Consider the following 19673-nt stretch of genomic DNA (forward strand, 5'->3'; position numbering starts at 1 on the left):
TGGCCCCCGGGCACTCCCGGTTCCGCCGTCAGTGGGCCGACGAAGCCGAGGTGCGACCGGTGGAGGGCACGTGAGCGCGCGGGCGGTAGCCGTCGTCGCCCATGCCGCGTGGGTGCTGACCATCGCACTCCTGGTCGGCCGCGGGGCGCACGCCCGTAGCCCCTGAGACTCCCGCTCCGGGCCCGGTGGGGACCGTCATACCGGAGCGGGCCCCGCTGCCCGTGCGGCGGGGCGGGGCGCGGCGGCCCCGGCCGAGCACCAACCCCCCGTGTGCCGGCCGGGCCCGCCGACGAGACGACGGCAAGCACCCTCCGCAGAGACCCCATGCACGAACCCCCGCAATGCCCCCGCTGCCCGGACCGCCCCGCAGTCTGGCGAGACACCACCCACACCACCCCGGCGCTTGGCATTGGTATTGCACCGGATGCGAGGGGAGATGGGCCCCCACGGCAACCGGCAGATGAACAGATGAGCAGGGCCGCCGCAGGAGAGATGTGCGGGGACCCTCTCACGCGTTTCCGCAGATCAGCCGGTAGGGGTTTTACACGCGTTGTACGAGAAGAACCGGTAGACGGAGCCGATGGGCACCCCGGCCCGGACCGCGACGGCCCGGGTGGAGAGCTGCTCGTACCCGGCCTCGTCGAGGAGTTCGGCGCAGGCGTCGAGTATCCGGGCGAGGCGTTCGGCGCTGCGCCGCTGGACCGGGACCCGGCGGAGGTGGCTATTGGCTGGGGGCACGGGCTCCATGATGCCGCCCACCGCTCCGGTGAGGGGCTCCTGTGCCGCAGGTGGTGCGCCTCCGGAGGTCCTCCCCGTTCCGTGGCCCGTGTCCGCCGTCATTCACCTCGGGGTATGTCACCGAGTGGCGTTGACGCGCCACGATCCGATTCCTACGGTAGTCCATAGGATTTCTTCTCACCGGGAGCGCGCATGAGTGGCATCGAGCAGGCGAGGAAGACGGCACAGGGGCTTGAGCATTCGCCCGGCTTCGGCAACGAACACAGCTCGGAGGCGGTTCCGGGGGCCCTGCCGCACGGTCGCAACTCGCCCCAGCGCGCCCCCCTCGGGCTCTACGCGGAGCAGCTCAGCGGCTCGGCCTTCACCGAACCGCGGGTGCACAACCGCCGCTCCTGGCTCTACCGGATCCGCCCCTCGGCCGCGCATCCCCCGTTCGTCCGCATGGGCGACGGCGCGATCCGCACGGCCCCGTTCACGGAGACCGTGCCCGACCCCAACCGGCTGCGCTGGGATCCGCTGCCCGAGCCTCCGGCCGGGACGGACTTCCTGGCCGGCCTGTGGACCCTCGGTGGCAACGGCGACGCGGCACAGCGCGCCGGCATGGCCGTACACCTTTACCACGCCAACGCGTCCATGACGGACCGGGTGTTCAGCGACGCGGACGGCGAGCTGCTGATCGTCCCGGAACGCGGCGGTCTGCTGCTCCGTACCGAACTGGGCCTGCTGCGCGCCGAGCCGGGGCATGTCGCGCTGATCCCTCGCGGGGTCCGCTTCCGGGTGGAGCTGCTCGACACCACGGCTCGCGGCTACGTCTGCGAGAACTACGGCCGTCCGTTCGTCCTCCCCGATCTCGGCCCGATCGGCGCCAACGGCCTGGCGAACGCGCGGGACTTCCTCGCGCCCGTCGCCGCGTACGAGGACGACGACCGCCCGGTGGAAGTGGTCAACAAGTTCTGCGGGAACCTCTGGTCCGCGACCTACGACCACTCGCCGCTCGACGTGGTCGCCTGGCACGGCAACTACACCCCGTACGTCTACGACCTGCATCGTTTCAACGTCATCGGGTCGATCAGCTACGACCACCCCGACCCGTCGATCTTCACGGTGCTGACCTCGCCGTCCGACACCCCCGGTCTGGCGGGCGTCGACTTCGTCGTCTTCGCGCCGCGCTGGCTGGTCGGCGAGGACACCTTCCGGCCGCCGTACTTCCACCGCAATGTGATGAGCGAGTACATGGGTCTGATCGAGGGCGCGTACGACGCGAAGACGGCCGGGAAGGGTGGATTCGTGCCGGGCGGCGGCTCGCTGCACAACATGATGTCGGCGCACGGTCCGGACCGGGAGACCTTCGACCGGGCGAGCACGGCGGAGCTGAAGCCACAGAAGATCGACGACGGCCTCGCTTTCATGTTCGAGACCCGCTGGCCGGTGACGGCGACCGCGCAGGCGGCCGGAGCCGACCATCTGCAGCACGGCTACGACGACGTGTGGCAGGGTCTGAGCCGCAACTTCAGGCCGTAGGCGACGACAGCCACCCCGCGGCCCACGCGTCGTCGCGTCCGCAGTGTCGCAGTACGGAGAGACCAGGTGACTCAGGTGCACCAGAAGCCCAGGACGCCGCCGGGGCCGGCCTTCGCCCCCGACTCGCTGGTCCTGAACCGCAAACTGCCGCTGTGGTACCAGGTCTCGCAGTCGCTGCGCGCCTCGATACTGGGGCGCGCGGCGGACGCCTCGGAGCGGCTGCCGACCGAGGAGCAGCTCGCGGCGCACTACGGCGTCAGCGTGCTGACGATGCGCCAGGCGCTCAAGGAGCTGGAGAACGAGGGGCTGATCAGCAGGCACCGGCGGCGCGGCACGTTCATCGAACCGCGCGCCCGCCGGGTGTCCCCGGTCCGGCTGCTGGGCTCGATCGACGCGATCGTGGCCCAGCAGTCGGGCGAACTGACCTCGGTCCTGGACCACGGCCCGACGGCCGTGCCGTGCGAGCTCGGCGAGTACTTCCCCGACTGCGCGGAGGTGGTCGGATACCGCAGGCTGCGGCGCGACGAGGACAGCGGTGAGCCCACCAACTGGGCGGAGAACGCGGTGCATCCCGAGGTGGCGTCCCGGCTCGACGTCACCGACCTCGAACGCTGGCCGATGACCAAGGTGCTGCGCGACCGCGTCGGCGTCCGGATCGCCCGGATCACCGACACGGTGGAGGCACGCCTCGCCGACCCGGTCACCGCCGAACTCCTCCAGGTGCCGCTGCTCAGCCCGATCCTCTTCTACACCGGGGTGACGTACGAGGAGAGCGGCCGAGTGGTGGACGTGGCCCGGATCCGCTACCGGGGAGACCGCTTCGCCTTCTCGGTCACGGTGGAGGCGCACTGACGTTCCCCCACACCGCCGTGCCCCGCCCTCTCCGGGAACGCCCACGGCCGGGCCCGTACCGGGTGCACGCCCGCGCCGGGCCCACCCGTGTCGGGCCCACCCGTGTCGGACCTACCCATGGCGGACCTGCCCATGGCGGGCACACGGCCGTGCCCGGCACACGGCTGTGCCGGGTGCGCCGGCGCCGGACCCGCGGCCGTGCCGGGCAGGCGGCACCGGCCGCGCCCCGGCGGGCACGGCTACGATGCCGGGGCAGGCAGGCAGGCGGACGTGGCGACGGGGAGGACGACACGGTGGCAGCACGGGCGGCGGGCGGCTCCGGTGGCACCCGGGGGGACGGCGCCCCGCTCCTCGACGACCTGATGCCCTGGTCCGTACAGCCGTTGCGCACCGGACGCCCCTGGGTGACCGCCCCCGACGCCGCCTCGCTGAGGGCGCGCTGGGAACGGTTGGTGAAGGCCCCCGGGGACGAGCGCGAGCGGCTGTTCCGGGTCACCCGTTCACGTGATCCCCGCAGCCGGGTGGCGGCGCTGCCGGGGCAGTCCACCGGCACCGGTCCGTTCGACCGCGAGGACGGGCCATGCCCGGAACCGGTACGCATCGCTCACGGCCCGTTCGACGAGCAGTGGCTGATCCCCGACCACCGGCTGATCGACGCCGCCCGCCCCGAGCTGTGGCGGGTGGCCGACGGGGAGCAGTTCTTCGTCGTCGAGCACGGGTACCTCCCGCAGGACACGGGCCCCGCGCTGTCCGTGACGGCGCTGCTGCCGGACGGCCATGCGCCCGCGGGCCGCCCGGGCCGGATCCGGCCGCTGTACCGGCGCCCCGGCGGCCTCGAACCCAATCTGGCCCCCGGGCTGCTCACCCTGCTGCGCAGCCGGCACGGGGACTCGGTCACGCCACGGTCCGTGCTGGCGTGGATCGCGGCGGCGGCCCGCCACTCCCCCACCGGATGCGTGGTGCCGCTGCCCGCCGACACGGCGCGCTGGTCGGCGGGGGTGGAGCTGGGGCAGGAGCTGCTGCGGCTGCAGTTGCGTGGTGCCCGGGGCGGGGAGCGCCCCCGGCTGCCGGGCGGGCGGCGGCCCTATGTGCGGGCCTCGGTGCCGCCCGTGCCGACCGCCCCGGAGTACGACCCGGTGGGCGAGGCGCTCCTGCTGGGCACGGGCCGTATCGCACCGGTGCCGGCCGGGGCGTGGGAGTTCCGGGTGGGCGGGGTCCGGATGCTGGATCTCTGGTTCGGGCGCCGCATGGCAGCCGGGATGAGCGGCGCCGAGGGCGCGGAGGGCGCGAAGAGCGCGGAGGGCGCGCAGGACGCGGACGGCCTGGAGGCGATCCAGCCGCGCGTCTGGCCTCAGGAGTGGACCTCGGAGCTGCTGGAACTGATCACGGTGCTGGCCCTGCTCGCCGGACTCCGGCCCCGGCAGGAGGAACTGGCCGAGGGTCCGCACCTCACGGCGGACGAGCTCCGGGCCGCGGGCGTGCTGCCCGTCCCGGACGCGGCCCGCCGACCCGCTTCCGTGCTCGACCACCGCGAGGAAGGCCCGGACGGGCAGTTCGCACTGCTGTGACCGGCATCCGCGAGGACACGGTGCAGGGACACGAGGCGGCATCACCGGGCCGAACCACCGGGCGGACGGTTCCGGGTCCTCGTGGCCACCGCTGACCGCCGCTGACCGCCGCTGACCGCGCCGAGCATCGGCTCGTACAGGTCCTTCTCACGCAGCGCTTGGCTGTGGACGCGGCTGATGAGCGGCATCGTACGGCGGCCTGGCTCCGCCGCCATCTACCGCATGGACACCGTGCCGAAGCCCTCCGCATCGGCGATACGTACCGCCGCCGCGGTGCCCGCCCTGCTGACCGCGATCCACCGCCCGTGCCGACGCTTGGCGGATACACCAAAGCGCCGCTGCGGGCCCCGGGGATGACGGGAGGGCTGCAGCGGCGCATGGCCGGTACGGAACGGTCGTCCGATCGGCCCGGGCACGGCCGACGAGCGGTGGTGACGGCGTCGGGTCAGTGGCGGCTGCCGAAGAGCGAGCGGCGCAGTCGGTTCAGCGGCGCGATGAGCAAGACCCGCGCACTCCGGCTCCTACGGCTGTGTCCGGCCTCGCGCGAGGTCAGCTCACGCATCAGCAGCGTCGCCTCGGCGGCCTCCCGCCGCGGCACGGCGGGGCCGCCGAGCACCGCGAGATGGCGGTCGAGGCGCGAACTGGTCGCGCTGCTCCCGCAGGTGATGGCAGGCACACGCGGCCTGCTGCGGATCGATATCTGTTCCATGTCACTCCCCACCCGTACGAGGGCACCCGGCCCGGGCAGGCTAACCCTATCCTCCCGCGATGACACTCGTGTATCCCGCCTGCGGAATCGGACGCGTCGTCCGGCGGTTGACGAACGCTCTCCGTGTCCGGTCGGCCCCGGGGCCGACCGGACACGGAGAGCGGCTGCCGCGCCCTTTACCGGCGTGAAGCCGGACGGAGCCCCCTGCGCACGGGGGCTCCCGCCCGCCGGACCGGCCGGCGGGTCCGGCGTTCCGTCACCGCCGCTCAGGCCGCGGAGTTGAGAACGGGCAAGTAGCCGCCGGACTGCCCGGCCGCCGTGGGATGGTAGGACTCACCGATGTTGAGCCAGTTGACACTGTGCAGCCAGGCGTCCCCGGAGCAGATCTCGTGTCCGCCGAACCTGCCCGCGACATCGGCGAAGGTGAACCCGTGGTCGGCGGCGCGCTTCGCGGTCGTCGCGTTGAGGTAGTCGGCGGCGTCGTTGATCGCGGACCGCACCTTGTCACTCAGACCGACGACACAACTGCCACCGACCTTGTAGAAGCGCGGGTAACCGAGGACCACCACACGGGCGGACGGCGCCTTGGCACGGATCGCCGAGTACACCGAGTCCAGGTTGCCGGGCAGGGTCGTGCCGACATAGCTGCGGGCCGTGGCGATCCGGTTGAGACAGGTGGCCTCGGACTGGAGGACACAGGTGGTCATCACATCGGCGAAGCCCGCATCGTTGCCGCCGATGGAGAGGGAGACGAGGTCGGTCGAGGAGTTCAGCGGCCCGAGCTGACCGGACGTCACATCCCCGGTGCGGGCGCCCGAGCAGGCGGTGAAGGCGAAGGACGAGGGCGCGTGGGAGGCGGCCCAGAGTGCGGGGTACGCCTTGGTGCTGCGCTTGCAGGATCCGCTGGCGCTGTCGTAGCTCCCGGCCCCGACGCCCGAGGAGTACGAATCGCCGAGGGCGACGTAGTCGACGCCCTGGGCGGACGGTGCGGCGGAGGCGGTGGCTGCTCCGGTCAACGCGAGGACGGCACCGAGCAGAAGCGAGGACGAGAATGCCGCGAGTCTGGACACCTTCATGGAACCTCCCTTGGACCGACCGGCAGGATCTCCGCCTTGGTCTGCCGTGTCCGTGGTAGCAGCATCGGCAACCACTTTGGAAGTGTGCATGCCAAGTTGCTCCAAGGAGTACCCCGATGCGCCCCCTTGATGCCGTGTCACTCCCCCGGTACCGCCGCCGGACACGCGTGGAAACACGACGAAACCCGATGCGCCGGGCGCCCCCTTGCCGGATCATGGGCGCCATGGCCGCCACCCCTGAGTCCGCACTGCCGATCCGGCTCACCGTCGACGACAACGATTCGCCGTCCGATGTCGTGGACGCGCTGTTCCTCGGCCGCTTCGCGAGGGGTGATCAGCCCTACTCGCACAGCACCTCCCTCGACCGGGTCAAAGCCGATGCCACCCTGCTGCCTCCGGCCGCCACGGTGCTGCGCGCCGCCCGGGACGACGACCGCGGCGCCACGCTCGCCGAGGGCGAGGGCTGGACCCTGCTCGTCTCCCGGTGGAACCACGGCGCCGACGTCACGGTCACCGCGACCAGCCCGGAACTGGCGCGCGAGATCCTCGACCGGGCGACGGACGGCGTACGGGACGACCCCGAACCCCAGCCCGAGAACGTGACGATGGGGTTCTGGTACGTGTCACCGCGCCGCGGCCCGTACCGCACCACCCGGCAGATCGCCGCCGGGGCCTGGGAGGAGGTCCGCGGCAACTACACGACTCCGGTGGCCGATGCCCTGGACCGGCTGATGAAGGTCACCCCCGACGACATCGCGGGCCGGCTGCTCCTGCTGCACGGCCCGCCCGGCACCGGCAAGACGTCCGCGCTGCGCACGCTCGCGCGTTCCTGGCGGGACTGGTGCCAGGTGGACTGCGTGCTCGACCCGGAGCGGCTCTTCAACGACGTCGGCTATCTGATGGACATCGCGATCGGCGAGGACGAGGGCACGGCGAAGGGCCGCTGGCGGCTGCTGCTCCTGGAGGACTGCGACGAACTGATCCGCGGCGAGGCCAAGCACACGGCGGGGCAGGCGCTCTCCCGTCTGCTGAACCTCACCGACGGGCTGCTGGGCCAGGGCCGCAACGTGCTGGTGGGCGTCACCACCAACGAGGCCCTCGAACGGCTCCACCCGGCCGTGGTCCGGCCCGGCCGCTGCCTCGCCAGGATCGAGGTGGGCCCGCTGACCCGCCCGGAGGCGGTGCGCTGGCTGGGCTCGGAGGAGGGGCTCGGCCGCGAGGGCGCCACGCTCGCCGAGTTGTACGCGCTGCGCCGCGGCAGCGGTCCCGCGTCGGTGCCGAAGCAGGATTCCGGAGCGGACGCGGGCCTCTACCTCTGACCCCGGCGGCCGGGCAGGCCCGGCCGCGGGCCGCGCCGGGCCGCCTCCCGCCCGAGCGCGCACGGTTCCGGGCCCGCGCACGGTTCCGGGCCCGCGCACGGGACGCTCCCGGGACGCGGGGGCCGACCGGACGCGGGGGCCGACGCGGCAACCGACCCGCAGGGGGCGATGCGCGCTCCGGCTCAGCCGTCCCCGTACGCCGCTCGCACCGCGTCCTCGGCCAGGGACAGCGCCTCGGCGCGCGACAGGCCCAGCCGCCGCGCCTGCTCGGCGTACTCCCGTGCGGACACCGCCGCGTGACGATCCGCCGCCTCACCGGCCGCGGCGACGAACGTGCCGTTGCGCCCCCGTGTCTCGATCACCCCGTCGGCCTCCAGCACCCGGTACGCCTTAGCGACGGTGTTCGCGGCGAGGCCGAGCTCCTCGGCGAAGCCGCGTACGGTCGGAAGCCTGAAACCGACGGGCAGCGCGCCGGAGCGGGCCAGTTCGGAGATCTGCGTGCGCAGTTGCTCGTAAGGGGCGGTGCCCGATTCCGGGTCGATGGCGATCTTGAGAGTCACCCGTCGATTGTCCCACCGCCGCACCCTGTCACAGGAAAATCAGGAGCGGTTCGCGCGGGCCCGCGCGTAACGTTCCGGCCCATGACCGTCCTCGTTCGCGACCTCCTGCCCTCCGACGCCGTGGCCTGGGCCCGGATCCGGCACGCCGCGGTGCCCTACATGGTGACCACTCCCGAGCAGGTCGTCTTCGATCTCGCCGCCGCCCGCCCCGACGAGCACTACCGGCTGCTCGTGGCCGAGCAGGACGGGGAGGTCATCGCGACCGCCCAGGTCGGTCTCAGCCCCGACAGCTCCGAACCCGGACAGGCTTTCTGCAACCCGTACACGCATCCCGAGCGCACGGGGCGCGGGGCGGGCGGGCTGCTGCTGCGAACGGCGGAGGAGCACGTGGCGCGGGAAGGGGCACGCGCGATCTACTCATGGGTGCTCGACACCCCGTCGAACCGCGCCTTCGCAGAGAAGCGCGGCTATGCGCCCAGCCGTTCGGCGCACTTCCTCCGCCTCGATCTGACGAACGGTTCGCTGCCGCCGCGTCCGGGCGTCCCGGCGGGCGTCGAACTGCGCAGCGGCGCGGACTTCGCGGACGACCCGCGCCCGCTCTTCGTGGCGGACGCCGAGACCACGGCCGACGAGCCGAGCGACATCCCGTGCGAACCGGCCGACTACGAGGACTGGCTCCGGCAGATCTGGAACCATCCCGGGCTCGACCACGCACTCACCTCGGTCGTGCTGGTGGACGGAGAGGTGGCGGCGTTCTCCGCGGCGCGGACCGACGGCCGGACCGGCTACATGTCGGCGATGACCGGCACCCGGCGCGCGCACCGCGGCCGGGGACTGGCGAAGCTCGCCAAGCACGACTCGCTGCGCCGGGCGCGCGCGGCCGGATACACCGACGCGTACACCGGCAATGACGCGGACAACGGTCCGATGCTGGCGATCAACCGCTGGTTCGGCTACGAGATCTGTGCCTCGGAGGTGCGGTATGTCCGTGAGCTCGGCTGAGTCCTCGCTCGTGGTCGTCCTGGTGAAGGCCGGCCGGACCAAGATCAGGTACCCGGCGCGTCTGGTCCGTGACGACGGCACCCGGATCACGGTGCGGGCGCCCTGGGCGGCGCCGGGGGTCCGCGACTTCGGCTTCGTGCGGTTCGAGCCCGGGGACGTGTTCACCGAGCACTACTGGCGCGACAGCTGGTTCGCCGTGAAGGAGGTCCGGACCGCGGCGGGCGGACTCAAGGGCTGGTACTGCGACATCACGCGCCCCGCCGTGCTGCGGAACGGGGAGCTGGTGGTGGAGGACCTCGATCTCGACCTGTGGGTGTCGGCGGACGGTTCGTCGGTGCTGCGGCTGGACGAGGACGAGTTCGAGGCGAGCGGTCTGGCCGGGCGCGATCCGGCGGCGGCCGACGCGGCCCGTCGGGCACTGGACGAGCTGGAGCTGCTGGCCCGCACGGACGGCCTGGACCGCGCCTTCGAGTACGGACCGGCCGAAGCGGATGAATCGGATGGATCGGGCTGATCGGACGGGGCCGGCCGCTGATACCGGGCCAACTTCCAAGAACCGGGCTTCCGCGATGACCAGCTCAATTAGGGTGCTGAGGCCAGTTCCCCACCCGGTGACCTGAGAAGGAAAACACGGATATGCCCACTGAGACGTTCGAGTTTCAGGTGGAAGCGCGCCAGCTTCTGCAGATGATGATCCACTCGATCTACTCGAACAAGGACGTGTTCCTGCGCGAACTTGTTTCCAACGCCTCCGACGCACTCGACAAACTGCGGCTGGAGGCGTTGCGCGACGACTCGCTCGGCGCGGACGTCTCCGACCTCCACATCGGCATCGAGGCCGACCGGCAGGCCCGTACGCTGACCGTGCGGGACAACGGCATCGGAATGTCTCACGACGAAGTGGTCCAGCTCATCGGGACGATCGCGAATTCGGGCACCGCGAAGTTCCTGCGGGACCTCGAGGAGGCCAAGGATTCCGATGACGCCACGGCGGCCGAAGGGCTGATCGGCCAGTTCGGAGTCGGGTTCTACTCCAGCTTCATGGTGGCCGACGAGGTCACGCTGCTGACCCGGCGCGCGGGCGAGGCCCAGGGCACCCGCTGGACGTCGTCCGGCGAGGGCACGTACACGGTCGAGACCGTCGGCGGTGCGCCCCAGGGCACCTCGGTCACGCTCCGGCTCAAGCCGGAGGACACCGAGGACCAGCTCCACGACTACGCCTCCCCGTGGAAGATCAGGGAGATCGTCAAGCGGTACTCGGACTTCATCACCTGGCCCATTCGGATGGTCCCGGAGGCCGCCGCCGACGCGAAGGACGCCGAGGAGGGCTCCGACGCCCCGCGCGAGCCCGAGACCCTCAACTCGATGAAGGCCCTGTGGGCGCGCTCGCGCGACGAGGTCTCGGACGACGAGTACCACGAGCTGTACAAGCACATCAGCCACGACTGGATCAACCCGCTCGAAACCATCCGGCTCCAGGCCGAAGGCACCTTCGAGTACCAGGCGCTGCTCTTCATCCCGTCGCACGCGCCCCAGGACCTGTTCATGCAGGGGTACAAGCGCGGCATCCAGCTCTATGTGAAGCGCGTCTTCATCATGGACGACTGCGAAGCGCTGATGCCGCCGTACCTGCGGTTCGTCAAGGGCGTCGTCGACGCGCAGGACCTGTCGCTCAACGTGTCGCGCGAGATCCTCCAGCAGGACCGCCAGATCCAGATGATGCACCGCCGGCTGGCGAAGAAGGTGCTGTCGACGGTCAAGGACATGATGTCCTCCGACCCGGAGCGCTACGCCACGTTCTGGCGGGAGTTCGGCCGCGTGGTCAAGGAGGGGCTGCTCAGCGACTTCGAGAACCGCGAAGCCATCCTCAAGATCGCCTCCTTCGCCACGACCCACGACGAGGAGGCGCCGACCACGCTTCCGCAGTACGTGGAGCGGATGAAGGAGGGCCAGGAGCACATCTACTACCTCACCGGCGAGTCCCGGCAGGCCATCGAGAACTCCCCGCACATGGAGGCGTTCCGGGCCAAGGGCATCGAGGTGCTGCTGCTGACCGACCCGGTCGACGAGGTGTGGGTCGAGGCGGAACCCGAGTTCGACGGCAAGAAGCTGTGGTCCGTCGCCAAGGGCGAGATCGACCTCGGCACCGAGGAGGAGAGGAAGGATGCCGCGTCGGAGCGGGAGAACCGCCGGCAGGAGTACGCGGACCTGCTCTCCTGGATGACGGAGCGGCTCGGTGAGACCGTCAAGGAGGTGCGCCTCTCCTCGCGCCTCACCGTCTCGCCCGCCTGCGTCGTCTCGGACGCGCACGATGTGACGCCCGCGCTGCAGAACATGTACCGGGCCATGGGCCAGCCCGTCCCGGAGGTCAAGCGGATCCTCGAACTCAACCCGGAGCACCCGCTGGTCGGCGGACTCAACCGGGCCTACGTCGAGCGCGCCGAGAAGGACACCACCGGTCTGGAGGAGACGGCCGAACTCCTCCACGACCTGGCGCTGCTGGCCGAGGGCGGGGAGCTGGGCGACCCGTCGCGCTTCGTGAAGCTGATGGCCGACCGTCTCGAACGCACCCTGTGAGCGAAGGCCCGCCATGCCGCGGGCCGGGGGCCGCGCCCCCGGCCCCGGCGGCCGGCCGCTCCGAGAGGACGGCCGGCCGGCGGGCCCGGAGAGGGGCGCTTCTCTGAGCGCCCCTCAGTCCCGGCGCCGCTCCCCCGCGCCGGGACCCGGATCCGGCTCCCGCGGTGCCGGGTGGGCCCGCCCGAGCCCCGCGACCAGCTCCACCTCGTACCCCGCCGCGTCCTCCAGGTAGGCGGCGACGTGCTGATCCCCGCCCGCGTGCGGGTAGCGGTCCGGGAAGAGCTGCCGCCAGCCGTGTTCCGGGGCCTCGGCCACCAGGGCGTCGAGGACGGCCCGGTCCCGGACGTGGAACGCCAGGTGGTTGAGGCCGGGGCGGCACCGGTCGTGCGTCCCCCCGGTCAGATCGGGCGACCGCTCGACCACCACGTAGCTGTCGCCGCGTCGCCAGCTCCGCCCGTGTTCCCAGTGCTGGTAAGGGACATGGCCCAGCTTTCCGAGCAGCCAGCCCCATCCCCGCTCGGCCGTCTCCAGGTCGGGCACCCACAGCTCGATGTGGTGCACCCCTCCGGTGCCCGTCCCTCCGGCCGGCAGCGGGACGGCGCGGCGGACACCGCGCGGCTGGTACGCCACGGGGTCGCCGTCCTCGTGCCAGTGGATCAGGAAGCGCTCTCCCGCCCGGTAGCCGTCGAGCCCCGCCCGGCCGTAGGCGACCATGTCGTCCGGGAGCGCGTCCAGCGGGAACCACGCCAGCTCGGAGCACCTGTCCGGTTCGCGGTTGTACGGCGGGCGGGCCGGATCGTACTCCGCCTCGAAGAACCACCCGGTCCTGGGATTGCCGCCGGGGCCCCGGTGCTGCATGACCAGGGCGACCCGCGGCTCGTCCGGGCCGAGCTCGACGCCGGTCTCCTCGGCCGCCTCGCGGATCAGCGCCTCGCGGACGTCCTCGCCGTCCTCGACGTGCCCGGACGGGCAGTGCAGCAGCCCGTCCGCGTATCCCGTGCCGGCCCGGCGGGCGAGCAGGACGTCGGGGCCGCGGCGCAGGATCAGGTGCACGTCGATGACCTCGGTGTGCCGCCGCGGCGGTTCGGCGCGGGCCACCAGCGCGTAGCGCTCGTCGCCGACCGGCCCGCCCCACAGGTCCGGGTCGCCGGAGAGCCGTTCGTGGTGGACACGTTCGGTGAACCCGGAGAGCAGCCCGGTCAGTCGCTCCGCGGGAAGACCGCTCCCACCCCATACGCCCTCGATCAGCACCAGCCGCCCACCGGGCCGCAGCAGGGCGAACCACTGGCGCAGGGCCGCCGCGGGATCGGGCAGCAGCCACAGCACGTGCCGGACCAGGATCACATCGAACCGCTGCCCGCCGACCGGGGGCCGGACCGCGTCGCCGAGGAGCACTTCGGTGCCGGTCCCGGCGAGCTTGGCCCGGGCCTGCTCCACCATGCGCGGCGACCGGTCGACCGCGGTGACCCGGTGCCCCTGCCCGGCGGCGAGCAGTGCGAGGCTTCCGGTGCCGCACCCCAGGTCGAGCACCTCGGAACGCGCGCCGGGCAGCCAGCCCTCCAGCCGCCGGGCCCAGGCATGCCGGACCACCGGGTCGAGCAGCCCGTGGTCGGGTCCCTCGTCGAAGGAGTCGGCCGCGGCATCCCAGTCGATCGTCGTCATGGGTCGATCGTGCCATCCGCCACCGACGACGGCGCCGGGCCGGCGACCGTGACCCACGGTGCGGGAGCCCCCGCCCGTGACGCCCGGGGGCTCCCCGGGGCTGTCCCGTCATCCGGGGTGGATCTGCGCGCGGCGCCGGACGTGGTGCGGCGCAAGGCGGCGGAGCGCCCGCAGACCGGATGCCTGCGGACGTTCCGACAGCGCGGCGAGGTGCCGCGGCTGTCGGCGGGCGCCCACCGGGGACGACGGGACGGCTCTCAGCCGAGAGCCGAGGCGCAGGTGGTCGGTGTGGCGCGGGCGGGGTCGAGGGCGTTCGCCACCTCGTGGTAGGCGATCCGGTCGACGGTGCCGATCGCCACGTGCCCGGAGAGGTCGAGCGGGCACAGGTCCTGGAGCAAGACGTTGCGGACGCTCGGACCGTCCAGGAACTGTGTGCGGTACGGGGTCACGACCTCGTCGTACCGGGTCGCGATGACCGTGTACCGCACTCCGGGCACGGTGTCGCCGCCCGCGTTCAGCTTGGTCAGGAAGGGGGAGCCGGCCACCTGGTCGGCGAGGGCGGGGGTGTTGGTGTTCAGCAGGTGCTCCACGCCGGGGAAGTACGGCAGGAGTTTCGTCAGGCCGAGGAGGGTGGTGCCGTGGTTGTCGGGGGCGATCCCGATCAGGGCGTTCACCTTGGCGGCGCCGCCGAGGAACTTCAGGTAGTGGTGCGGCATCATCCCGCCCTGGGAGTGGCCCACGAGGTCGACCTCAGGAGCACCGGTGGCGGCGAGCACCTTGTCGACGAAGGCGGCGAGCTGACCGGCCGACTCGTCGATCGGGCCGAGGCCGTAGAAGACCGGCACACCCGGCAGTTGACCATAGTCGAGCGAGTAGACGCAGTACCCGCGGTTGACCAGGTAGGGGGCGAGGACCAGCCAGTTGTCGATCGCGTTCCCGAAGGTTCCGTGGACCAGGACGACGGGCCGGGGATGGGCCGGGGAGGGCTTGCAGGAGTAGTCGTTCCAGCCGCGGGACGTGGCCGTGGCGGACGCGGTGGTGGCGGACGCGGCCGTGGGGGCGGCGGCGGAAGCGGTGGCCATGGGGGTGGCGGCCACCGCAAGGGCGAGGAGCAGTGCGGCGAGGGTTCTCCGCGCGCGGGGGACGCGCGGCGCGCGGATCCGGGGCAGCATCGTGTGGTCTCCTTGCGGCTCAAGGGAGTTGCGGTGTGTGTACGCCCTGCGGCCCGGACCACAAGTTCTGACGTCTGACCTTCCGTGTACTCAGGCCAAATTACCCACGGGTAGGGAGCATGGGAAGTTACGCGTCGGTAAAAACTGATGGTTCGCCAATACGACGGAAGCGCGGGAGCCCTCAAGGATCCGCGAGGCTTCCCGGCATCACGGCTCGCGGACCGTACTTGTCCCGCAGCCGGTCCGCCACCGCCTCGATCCGGCGTGCTCGTTCGTCCGCCGGGTCGAACGACAGCTGATGGGCGGCCCGTTCGGCGTCCGTCAGCCCCTCCGCGCGCAGGGCGATGCCCCGGACCCGGGCCCGTTGCAGTCCGAGCGAGTCATGGATCCGGTACGCGAGCCCGGTGAGGGCCGCGGAGTGGGCGGTGGGTTCGGGGAGCGTACGGGTGCGGCTCAGGGTGGCGTACCCGGTCCGGGCGGCATGGCGCACGAGGACCGTGAGCCCCCGGCACACCTGCCCGTCCCCGCGCATCCGTGCTCCCAGTTCCTCGGTGAGCGACAGAAGCGCGCGCCGTTGCCGCTCCTGGTCCAACTCGTCGCGCGGGAAAGTCCGTTCGACGGTGATCGACCGGGCGGTCGCGTCGGGCGCGACCGCGGTGCGGTCGATGCCGCGCGACCGCTCCCACAGGTCCCGCCCAGTCCGCGCGCCGACGATCCGTTGCAGGGTGCCGAGCGGGGTCGCCGCGATCCGGCCGATGGAGTCGAGCCCGTACCCGCGCAGGGTGCGGGCCGTCGCCGCCCCGACGCCGTCCAGCGCCGTGACCGGCTCGACGGCGAGGAAGCCGGCTCCCGTGCCCCGGGGCACCACGAAGGTCGTTCCGGGTGCCGCCCGGCGGGCCGCCGCCCGGGCCAGCATCGGGTTCTCCCCCGCTCCGATCGCGCAGTCCACGCCGTGCAGGGCGAGCGCCCGGACCCGGATCACCGAGGCCAGCCCCCTCGCATCCCGGCCGAAGCAGCGCAGCGCGCCGCGCACATCGGCGAGCGCCCCGTCGGGACGGACCGCCTCGACCACCGGGGTGAACGTGCCGAGCAAGGCGAGCAGTTCCTCGTAACAGACGGCGTCCGGCGGCTCGCCGCCGACCGTGCGGAACCGCAGGTACAGAATGCCCGGCACCTCGGTCGCCGGTGTTCCCGGCGCGTCGCGATCGGTGGTCATCCCGCGCTCCCGGGGCTTCGGTGCCAGAGCTTCCGGCCGGTGGGGACGCCTTCGCCGGGTGGCTGGAGGTCGGACCAGGGGTTCATCTCGTACCCGGTGGGCATCCGGATGCGACGGCCCTCGCCGTCGGGCGCGCGGGTCCCGGTGGCGGGCTCCTCGAACGAGGGCTTCCCGGCCGGAGGTTCCCCGGACGGCGGCTTCCCGGACGGGGGCGCCTCGGCCAGTCGGGCGGCGACCGCGTCGAGCCCGCCGGTACGCCGCAGTTCGGCCAGCTCCGCCAGGTTCCAGGCGGCCGAACCGACCACGCTCAGGCTCCGCGGTCCGCGCCGCTGCACCACTCCGCGCACCAGCAGCAGCCAGGAGTGGAAGACGGTGTGCGCGCAGGCGGCGTGGCTGTCGTCGAAGAAGGCCAGGTCGACCAGGCCGGTGCCGTCGTCCAGGGTGGTGAAGACGACCCGGCGGCCGGAGCGGACCGGCGGGGTCTGGGTGGCCGCCTTGGCGCCCGCGACCAGCACGGTCTGCCCGTGCCGCGCCTCGCGCAGCCGCTTGGCGGAGACCGCGCCGAGCTCCTTCAGGAACGCGTGGTGATCGTCCATCAGATGATGGGAGACGTCCATGCTCAGCACACCCAGCTCGGCGCTGAGGCGTTCGGCCTCGTTGAGGTCGGGCAGCCCGAGGGAACCGGTCCGGTGTCCCCCGCCGAGCGGGAGCTGTGTACCCGCACCGCCGGGGCCGCCGCCCCGCTGGGCGTGGTGCAGCTCGGACAGGTGCAGCAGCAGATCGCGGCGGTTGGCACCGAACGCGTCCAGCGCGCCCACCTGGGCCAGTCGTTCGGCGACCGGCCGAGGCGGCCTGGCCCGCTGCCAGAAGTCCAGCAGCGAGGTGTAGGGCGCTCCGGCCTCGATCCGGGCCGCCTCGGCCCGGCCGATGCCGTGGACGTCCGCGAGCGCGAGCCGCACGCCCCAGACCCCGGCCCCTCCTTCACCATCAGACACCAGTTCGATTCGATGGGTGGTCGCCGAGCGGTTCACGTCCAGCCCCAGCACCGGCACCCCGCGCCGCCGCGCGTCGGCGAGCAGCAGCCGTTTCGGGTACATCCCCGGGTCATGGGTGAGCAGCCCGGCGTAGAAGGCCGCCGGATGGTGCGCCTTGAGCCATGCGGACTGGTACGTCGGCACGGCGAAGGCGACCGCGTGCGCCTTGCAGAAGCCGTAGCTGCCGAACGCCTCGATGATCTCCCAGGTCCGGGCGATCACTTCGGCGCCGTACTTCCGCTCCGCCGCCCGCTGCGCGAACCACACCCTGATCCGGGCCTGCGCGTCGGGGTCGGACAGTCCGCGCCGCACCCGGTCGGCCTCGTCCCGGCCGCAGCCGGTCATGATGTCGAGGATCTCGATGACCTGCTCGTGGAAGACGACCACCCCGTATGTCTCGCGCAGCGGCCCCTCCAGATCGGGATGCGGGTAACGGGCGGGTGCCCGGCCGTGACGGGCCTCGATGAACGGCCGCACCATGTCGGCGGCGACCGGGCCGGGGCGGAAGAGCGAGATGTCGACCACCAGGTCGTGGAAGCCGGCGGGCTGGAGCCTGCCGACCAGATCGCGCTGACCCGGCGACTCGATCTGGAAGCAGCCCAGCGTCTCGGCGCTCCTGATCAGCCGGTACGTCTCCGGGTCGCCCGGCGGCAGGGCGTCCAGGTCCACGTCCCGTCCCGAGGCCCGCTTGACCTCGGCGACCGCGTGCGCCATCGCCGACTGCATCCGTACGCCCAGGACGTCGAGTTTGAGCAGCCCCAGGTCCTCCACGTCCTCCTTGTCGAACTGCGCCATCGGGAAGTGTTCCCCGCTGGTGGGCACGACGGGCACCCGGCGCCGCAGGGAGGCGTCCGAGAGAAGCACTCCGCACGGGTGCATGGCGATACCGCGCGGCAGGGCGTCCAGCGCCTCGACCAGTTCCCAAAGCCGCCCGTAGCGGTCCTTCTCCCGTGCCACGTCGCGCAGTTCGGGGAGTTCCGCCATGGCCGCGCGGGCGTCGCGGGCCCGGATGTGCGGGAACGCCTTGGCGAGCCGGTCGGTCTCGGCCGGATGCATGGAGAGCGCGGCGCCGACGTCCCGGATGGCGTGCCGCACCCGGTAGGTCTCGGGCATGGCGACGGTCGCGACCCGTTCGACGCCGAAACGTTCGATGATCGCGCGGTAGACGTCGAGCCTGCGGGCGGACTCGACGTCGATGTCGATGTCGGGCAGCACGGCACGGCGCTTGGAGAGGAAGCGCTCCATCAGCAGCCCGTGTTCGACCGGGTCGGCGTGCGCCATCCCGAGGAGGTGGTTGACGAGGGAGCCCGCCCCGGAGCCCCGGGCGGCCACCCTCACCTTCATCGCCCGTACGTCATCGACGACCTGAGCAACCGTCAGGAAGTAGGAGGCGAAACCGTGGTAGGCGATGATGTCCAGCTCCCGATGCATCCGCTCCCAGTAGTCGCGCCTGCGGTCGTAGCCGTGCAGCACCATTCCGGCGGCGGCGCGGGAGGCCAGCACCCGCTGGGCGGTGCGGTGCCCGGCTCCGACGAGGTGCGGTTCGGGGAAGTGGACGGTGCCGAGGCCGAGGTCGTCCCCGGGGTCGACGACGCAGGCATCGGCGGTGCGCCGGGTCTCCGCGAGCAGCCGCGCCCCGGCGCCCTGGCCGAGCCCGGCGGCGGAGGCGATCCGCTCGGCCGTCTCGGCCATCGCACGGGGGCCCTTCAGCCAGCGCTCGCCACTGTCCAGCGGGGCGCGGCGGGGATCGACGGGGACCAGTCGGCGTGCCGCGTCCAGCACGTCGGCGACCGGGCCCTGCCCGGGGTCGGCGTACCGGACGGCGTTGGTCAGCACGGCCCGCACCCCCTGCTCGGCGGCGAAGCCGACGGTGCGGGCGGCGAGCCGCAGCGATCCGGGGCCGGTGCCCTCGCGCCCGTGGTGGACGGCTTCGAGGCGCAGGTCGTCGCCGTGGATCTCCCGCCAGGCGGCGAGCAGGGCGGCGGCCCGGTCCGGACGGCCGGCGGCCAGCGCCCTGCCGACGTCGGAGGCGGGTCCGAGCAGGACGACGAGCCCCTCGCCGGGCAGCGCGGACCGGTCGACCAGGGTCTGTCCGGCCCCCGTACCGGCGCCCGCGGCACCGGCGACGGCATTTGAGGCCCCGGCGTGCGCGGCGGTCACGAGACGGCACAGCTCCGCCCAGCCCCGGGCACCGTCCCGGGCGAGGAAGGTGCCCCGGGGAGCCGATTCATCGACGAAGGCACCACCGCGGACCGGGGTCCGCAGCCGATGCGCACCCCCGCCCGCTCTCGTATGCTCCGCCCCCGCGGTCCCCGCCGCGGCTCCCACCGCGAGCTCCACCCCGAAGACCGGTCGCACCCCGGCCCGCTCGCACGCCTTGGCGAAACGGATCGTCCCCGCGAGCGTGTCGCGGTCGGTCAGCGCGAGAGCGTCCATCCCCCGCTCAGCGGCGCGCTCCACCAGCCGCTCCGGGTGCGAGGCCCCGTACCGCAGGGAGAATCCGGAAACGGTATGCAGATGCGTGAACCCGGGCATCCGCACCTCCTGGACCGATCCGTACTCACCACCCCCTCATCTCCACCATAAACCAGGTTTCGAACATCCGTACGATATACGAGGCGGCCAGGACCGGCGAGGCGTTCAGGAGTGACCGGCAGGCACGCCCCA

At 72.6% G+C, this 19673-nt stretch carries 15 protein-coding genes and 1 pseudogene; 7 read left to right on the plus strand and 9 right to left on the minus strand.

Annotated elements, in window-relative coordinates; translation table 11 throughout:
• Positions 1 to 555: 555 nt before the first annotated feature.
• Positions 556 to 747 (minus strand): annotated as a pseudogene (locus ACIHCL_RS29975) (TetR/AcrR family transcriptional regulator); the annotation flags it as partial.
• A gap of 183 nt (positions 748 to 930) precedes the next feature.
• On the opposite strand from ACIHCL_RS29975, the gene hmgA reads away from it, so the two are divergent.
• From hmgA to ACIHCL_RS29990, 3 genes are all read left to right on the plus strand, one after another.
• Complete coding sequence (hmgA, locus tag ACIHCL_RS29980) at positions 931 to 2259, plus strand: homogentisate 1,2-dioxygenase (RefSeq protein WP_399866794.1); 1329 nt, start codon at positions 931 to 933, stop codon at positions 2257 to 2259.
• 66 nt (positions 2260 to 2325) lie between these two features.
• The gene (locus ACIHCL_RS29985; protein WP_399866796.1) at positions 2326 to 3111 is read left to right on the plus strand and encodes a GntR family transcriptional regulator; all 786 of its coding nucleotides are present in this window, start codon (positions 2326 to 2328) and stop codon (positions 3109 to 3111) included.
• A gap of 293 nt (positions 3112 to 3404) precedes the next feature.
• Positions 3405 to 4679: a type ISP restriction/modification enzyme gene (locus tag ACIHCL_RS29990; protein ID WP_399866799.1), complete on the plus strand. Its 1275-nt coding sequence runs from the start codon at positions 3405 to 3407 to the stop codon at positions 4677 to 4679.
• A gap of 41 nt (positions 4680 to 4720) precedes the next feature.
• Here ACIHCL_RS29990 and ACIHCL_RS29995 read toward each other — a convergent pair whose 3' ends face one another.
• The 3 genes from ACIHCL_RS29995 to ACIHCL_RS30005 form a co-directional block, all read right to left on the minus strand.
• Positions 4721 to 4867 carry a hypothetical protein gene (locus tag ACIHCL_RS29995; RefSeq protein WP_399866802.1) on the minus strand — a complete coding sequence of 49 codons (147 nt, stop codon included), beginning with the start codon at positions 4865 to 4867 and terminating at the stop codon, positions 4721 to 4723.
• A gap of 257 nt (positions 4868 to 5124) precedes the next feature.
• On the minus strand, positions 5125 to 5388 hold the full coding sequence (locus ACIHCL_RS30000; protein WP_399866805.1) for a hypothetical protein: 264 nt from the start codon (positions 5386 to 5388) through the stop codon (positions 5125 to 5127).
• Between the two features lie 266 nt (positions 5389 to 5654).
• Positions 5655 to 6464 carry an SGNH/GDSL hydrolase family protein gene (locus ACIHCL_RS30005; protein ID WP_399866806.1) on the minus strand — a complete coding sequence of 270 codons (810 nt, stop codon included), beginning with the start codon at positions 6462 to 6464 and terminating at the stop codon, positions 5655 to 5657.
• A gap of 188 nt (positions 6465 to 6652) precedes the next feature.
• On the opposite strand from ACIHCL_RS30005, the gene ACIHCL_RS30010 reads away from it, so the two are divergent.
• Positions 6653 to 7783, plus strand: coding sequence for a DUF5925 domain-containing protein (locus ACIHCL_RS30010; protein WP_399866926.1), 1131 nt, complete (start codon positions 6653 to 6655; stop codon positions 7781 to 7783).
• A gap of 182 nt (positions 7784 to 7965) precedes the next feature.
• Here ACIHCL_RS30010 and ACIHCL_RS30015 read toward each other — a convergent pair whose 3' ends face one another.
• Positions 7966 to 8343 (minus strand): GntR family transcriptional regulator, encoded by a 378-nt coding sequence (locus ACIHCL_RS30015; RefSeq protein WP_399866808.1) that lies wholly within the window; start codon positions 8341 to 8343, stop codon positions 7966 to 7968.
• Positions 8344 to 8424: 81 nt separating this feature from the next.
• On the opposite strand from ACIHCL_RS30015, the gene ACIHCL_RS30020 reads away from it, so the two are divergent.
• The 3 genes from ACIHCL_RS30020 (at position 8425) to htpG (ending at position 11922) form a co-directional block, all read left to right on the plus strand.
• A complete protein-coding gene (locus tag ACIHCL_RS30020) occupies positions 8425 to 9345 on the plus strand; it encodes a GNAT family N-acetyltransferase (RefSeq protein WP_399866811.1) in 921 nt (306 codons plus the stop codon).
• On the plus strand, positions 9326 to 9859 hold the full coding sequence (locus ACIHCL_RS30025) for a DUF402 domain-containing protein (protein WP_399866812.1): 534 nt from the start codon (positions 9326 to 9328) through the stop codon (positions 9857 to 9859). Before ACIHCL_RS30020 ends, ACIHCL_RS30025 begins: the two co-directional genes overlap by 20 nt.
• 122 nt (positions 9860 to 9981) lie before the next feature.
• Positions 9982 to 11922 carry a molecular chaperone HtpG gene (htpG, locus tag ACIHCL_RS30030; protein WP_399866814.1) on the plus strand — a complete coding sequence of 647 codons (1941 nt, stop codon included), beginning with the start codon at positions 9982 to 9984 and terminating at the stop codon, positions 11920 to 11922.
• Positions 11923 to 12036: 114 nt separating this feature from the next.
• Here the strand turns inward: htpG and ACIHCL_RS30035 are convergent, their stop codons facing one another.
• The 4 genes from ACIHCL_RS30035 to ACIHCL_RS30050 all read right to left on the minus strand — a co-directional run bounded on the left by ACIHCL_RS30035 (position 12037) and on the right by ACIHCL_RS30050 (position 19541).
• Positions 12037 to 13584: a trifunctional class I SAM-dependent methyltransferase/NUDIX hydrolase/VOC family protein gene (locus ACIHCL_RS30035; protein WP_399866815.1), complete on the minus strand. Its 1548-nt coding sequence runs from the start codon at positions 13582 to 13584 to the stop codon at positions 12037 to 12039.
• A 257-nt stretch (positions 13585 to 13841) separates the two neighbouring features.
• Positions 13842 to 14756, minus strand: coding sequence for an esterase/lipase family protein (locus ACIHCL_RS30040; protein ID WP_399866816.1), 915 nt, complete (start codon positions 14754 to 14756; stop codon positions 13842 to 13844).
• A gap of 181 nt (positions 14757 to 14937) precedes the next feature.
• Entirely contained in the window at positions 14938 to 15972 is a 1035-nt protein-coding gene (locus ACIHCL_RS30045; RefSeq protein WP_399866817.1) for a DNA polymerase thumb domain-containing protein, read from the minus strand.
• Complete coding sequence (locus ACIHCL_RS30050) at positions 15969 to 19541, minus strand: DNA polymerase III subunit alpha (protein ID WP_399866820.1); 3573 nt, start codon at positions 19539 to 19541, stop codon at positions 15969 to 15971. Before ACIHCL_RS30050 ends, ACIHCL_RS30045 begins: the two co-directional genes overlap by 4 nt.
• Positions 19542 to 19673 lie beyond the last annotated feature (132 nt).

Origin of the sequence: Streptomyces sp. NPDC052042 (assembly GCF_044548345.1) — a bacterium.
Taxonomy (GTDB): domain Bacteria; phylum Actinomycetota; class Actinomycetes; order Streptomycetales; family Streptomycetaceae; genus Streptomyces.

Bases quoted from the DNA above. Each gene is read 5' to 3' on its own strand.
- hmgA (WP_399866794.1), top strand. From the start codon at position 931: ATGAGTGGCATCGAGCAGGCGAGGAAGACGGCACAGGGGCTTGAGCAT.
- ACIHCL_RS30005 (WP_399866806.1), bottom strand. From the start codon at position 6,464: ATGAAGGTGTCCAGACTCGCGGCATTCTCGTCCTCGCTTCTGCTCGGT.
- ACIHCL_RS30025 (WP_399866812.1), top strand. From the start codon at position 9,326: ATGTCCGTGAGCTCGGCTGAGTCCTCGCTCGTGGTCGTCCTGGTGAAG.
- ACIHCL_RS30020 (WP_399866811.1), top strand. From the start codon at position 8,425: ATGACCGTCCTCGTTCGCGACCTCCTGCCCTCCGACGCCGTGGCCTGG.
- ACIHCL_RS30050 (WP_399866820.1), bottom strand. From the start codon at position 19,541: ATGCCCGGGTTCACGCATCTGCATACCGTTTCCGGATTCTCCCTGCGG.
- ACIHCL_RS30045 (WP_399866817.1), bottom strand. From the start codon at position 15,972: ATGACCACCGATCGCGACGCGCCGGGAACACCGGCGACCGAGGTGCCG.
- ACIHCL_RS29995 (WP_399866802.1), bottom strand. From the start codon at position 4,867: ATGCCGCTCATCAGCCGCGTCCACAGCCAAGCGCTGCGTGAGAAGGAC.
- ACIHCL_RS30040 (WP_399866816.1), bottom strand. From the start codon at position 14,756: ATGCTGCCCCGGATCCGCGCGCCGCGCGTCCCCCGCGCGCGGAGAACC.
- ACIHCL_RS30035 (WP_399866815.1), bottom strand. From the start codon at position 13,584: ATGACGACGATCGACTGGGATGCCGCGGCCGACTCCTTCGACGAGGGA.
- ACIHCL_RS30010 (WP_399866926.1), top strand. From the start codon at position 6,653: ATGCGCCGGGCGCCCCCTTGCCGGATCATGGGCGCCATGGCCGCCACC.
- htpG (WP_399866814.1), top strand. From the start codon at position 9,982: ATGCCCACTGAGACGTTCGAGTTTCAGGTGGAAGCGCGCCAGCTTCTG.
- ACIHCL_RS30000 (WP_399866805.1), bottom strand. From the start codon at position 5,388: ATGGAACAGATATCGATCCGCAGCAGGCCGCGTGTGCCTGCCATCACC.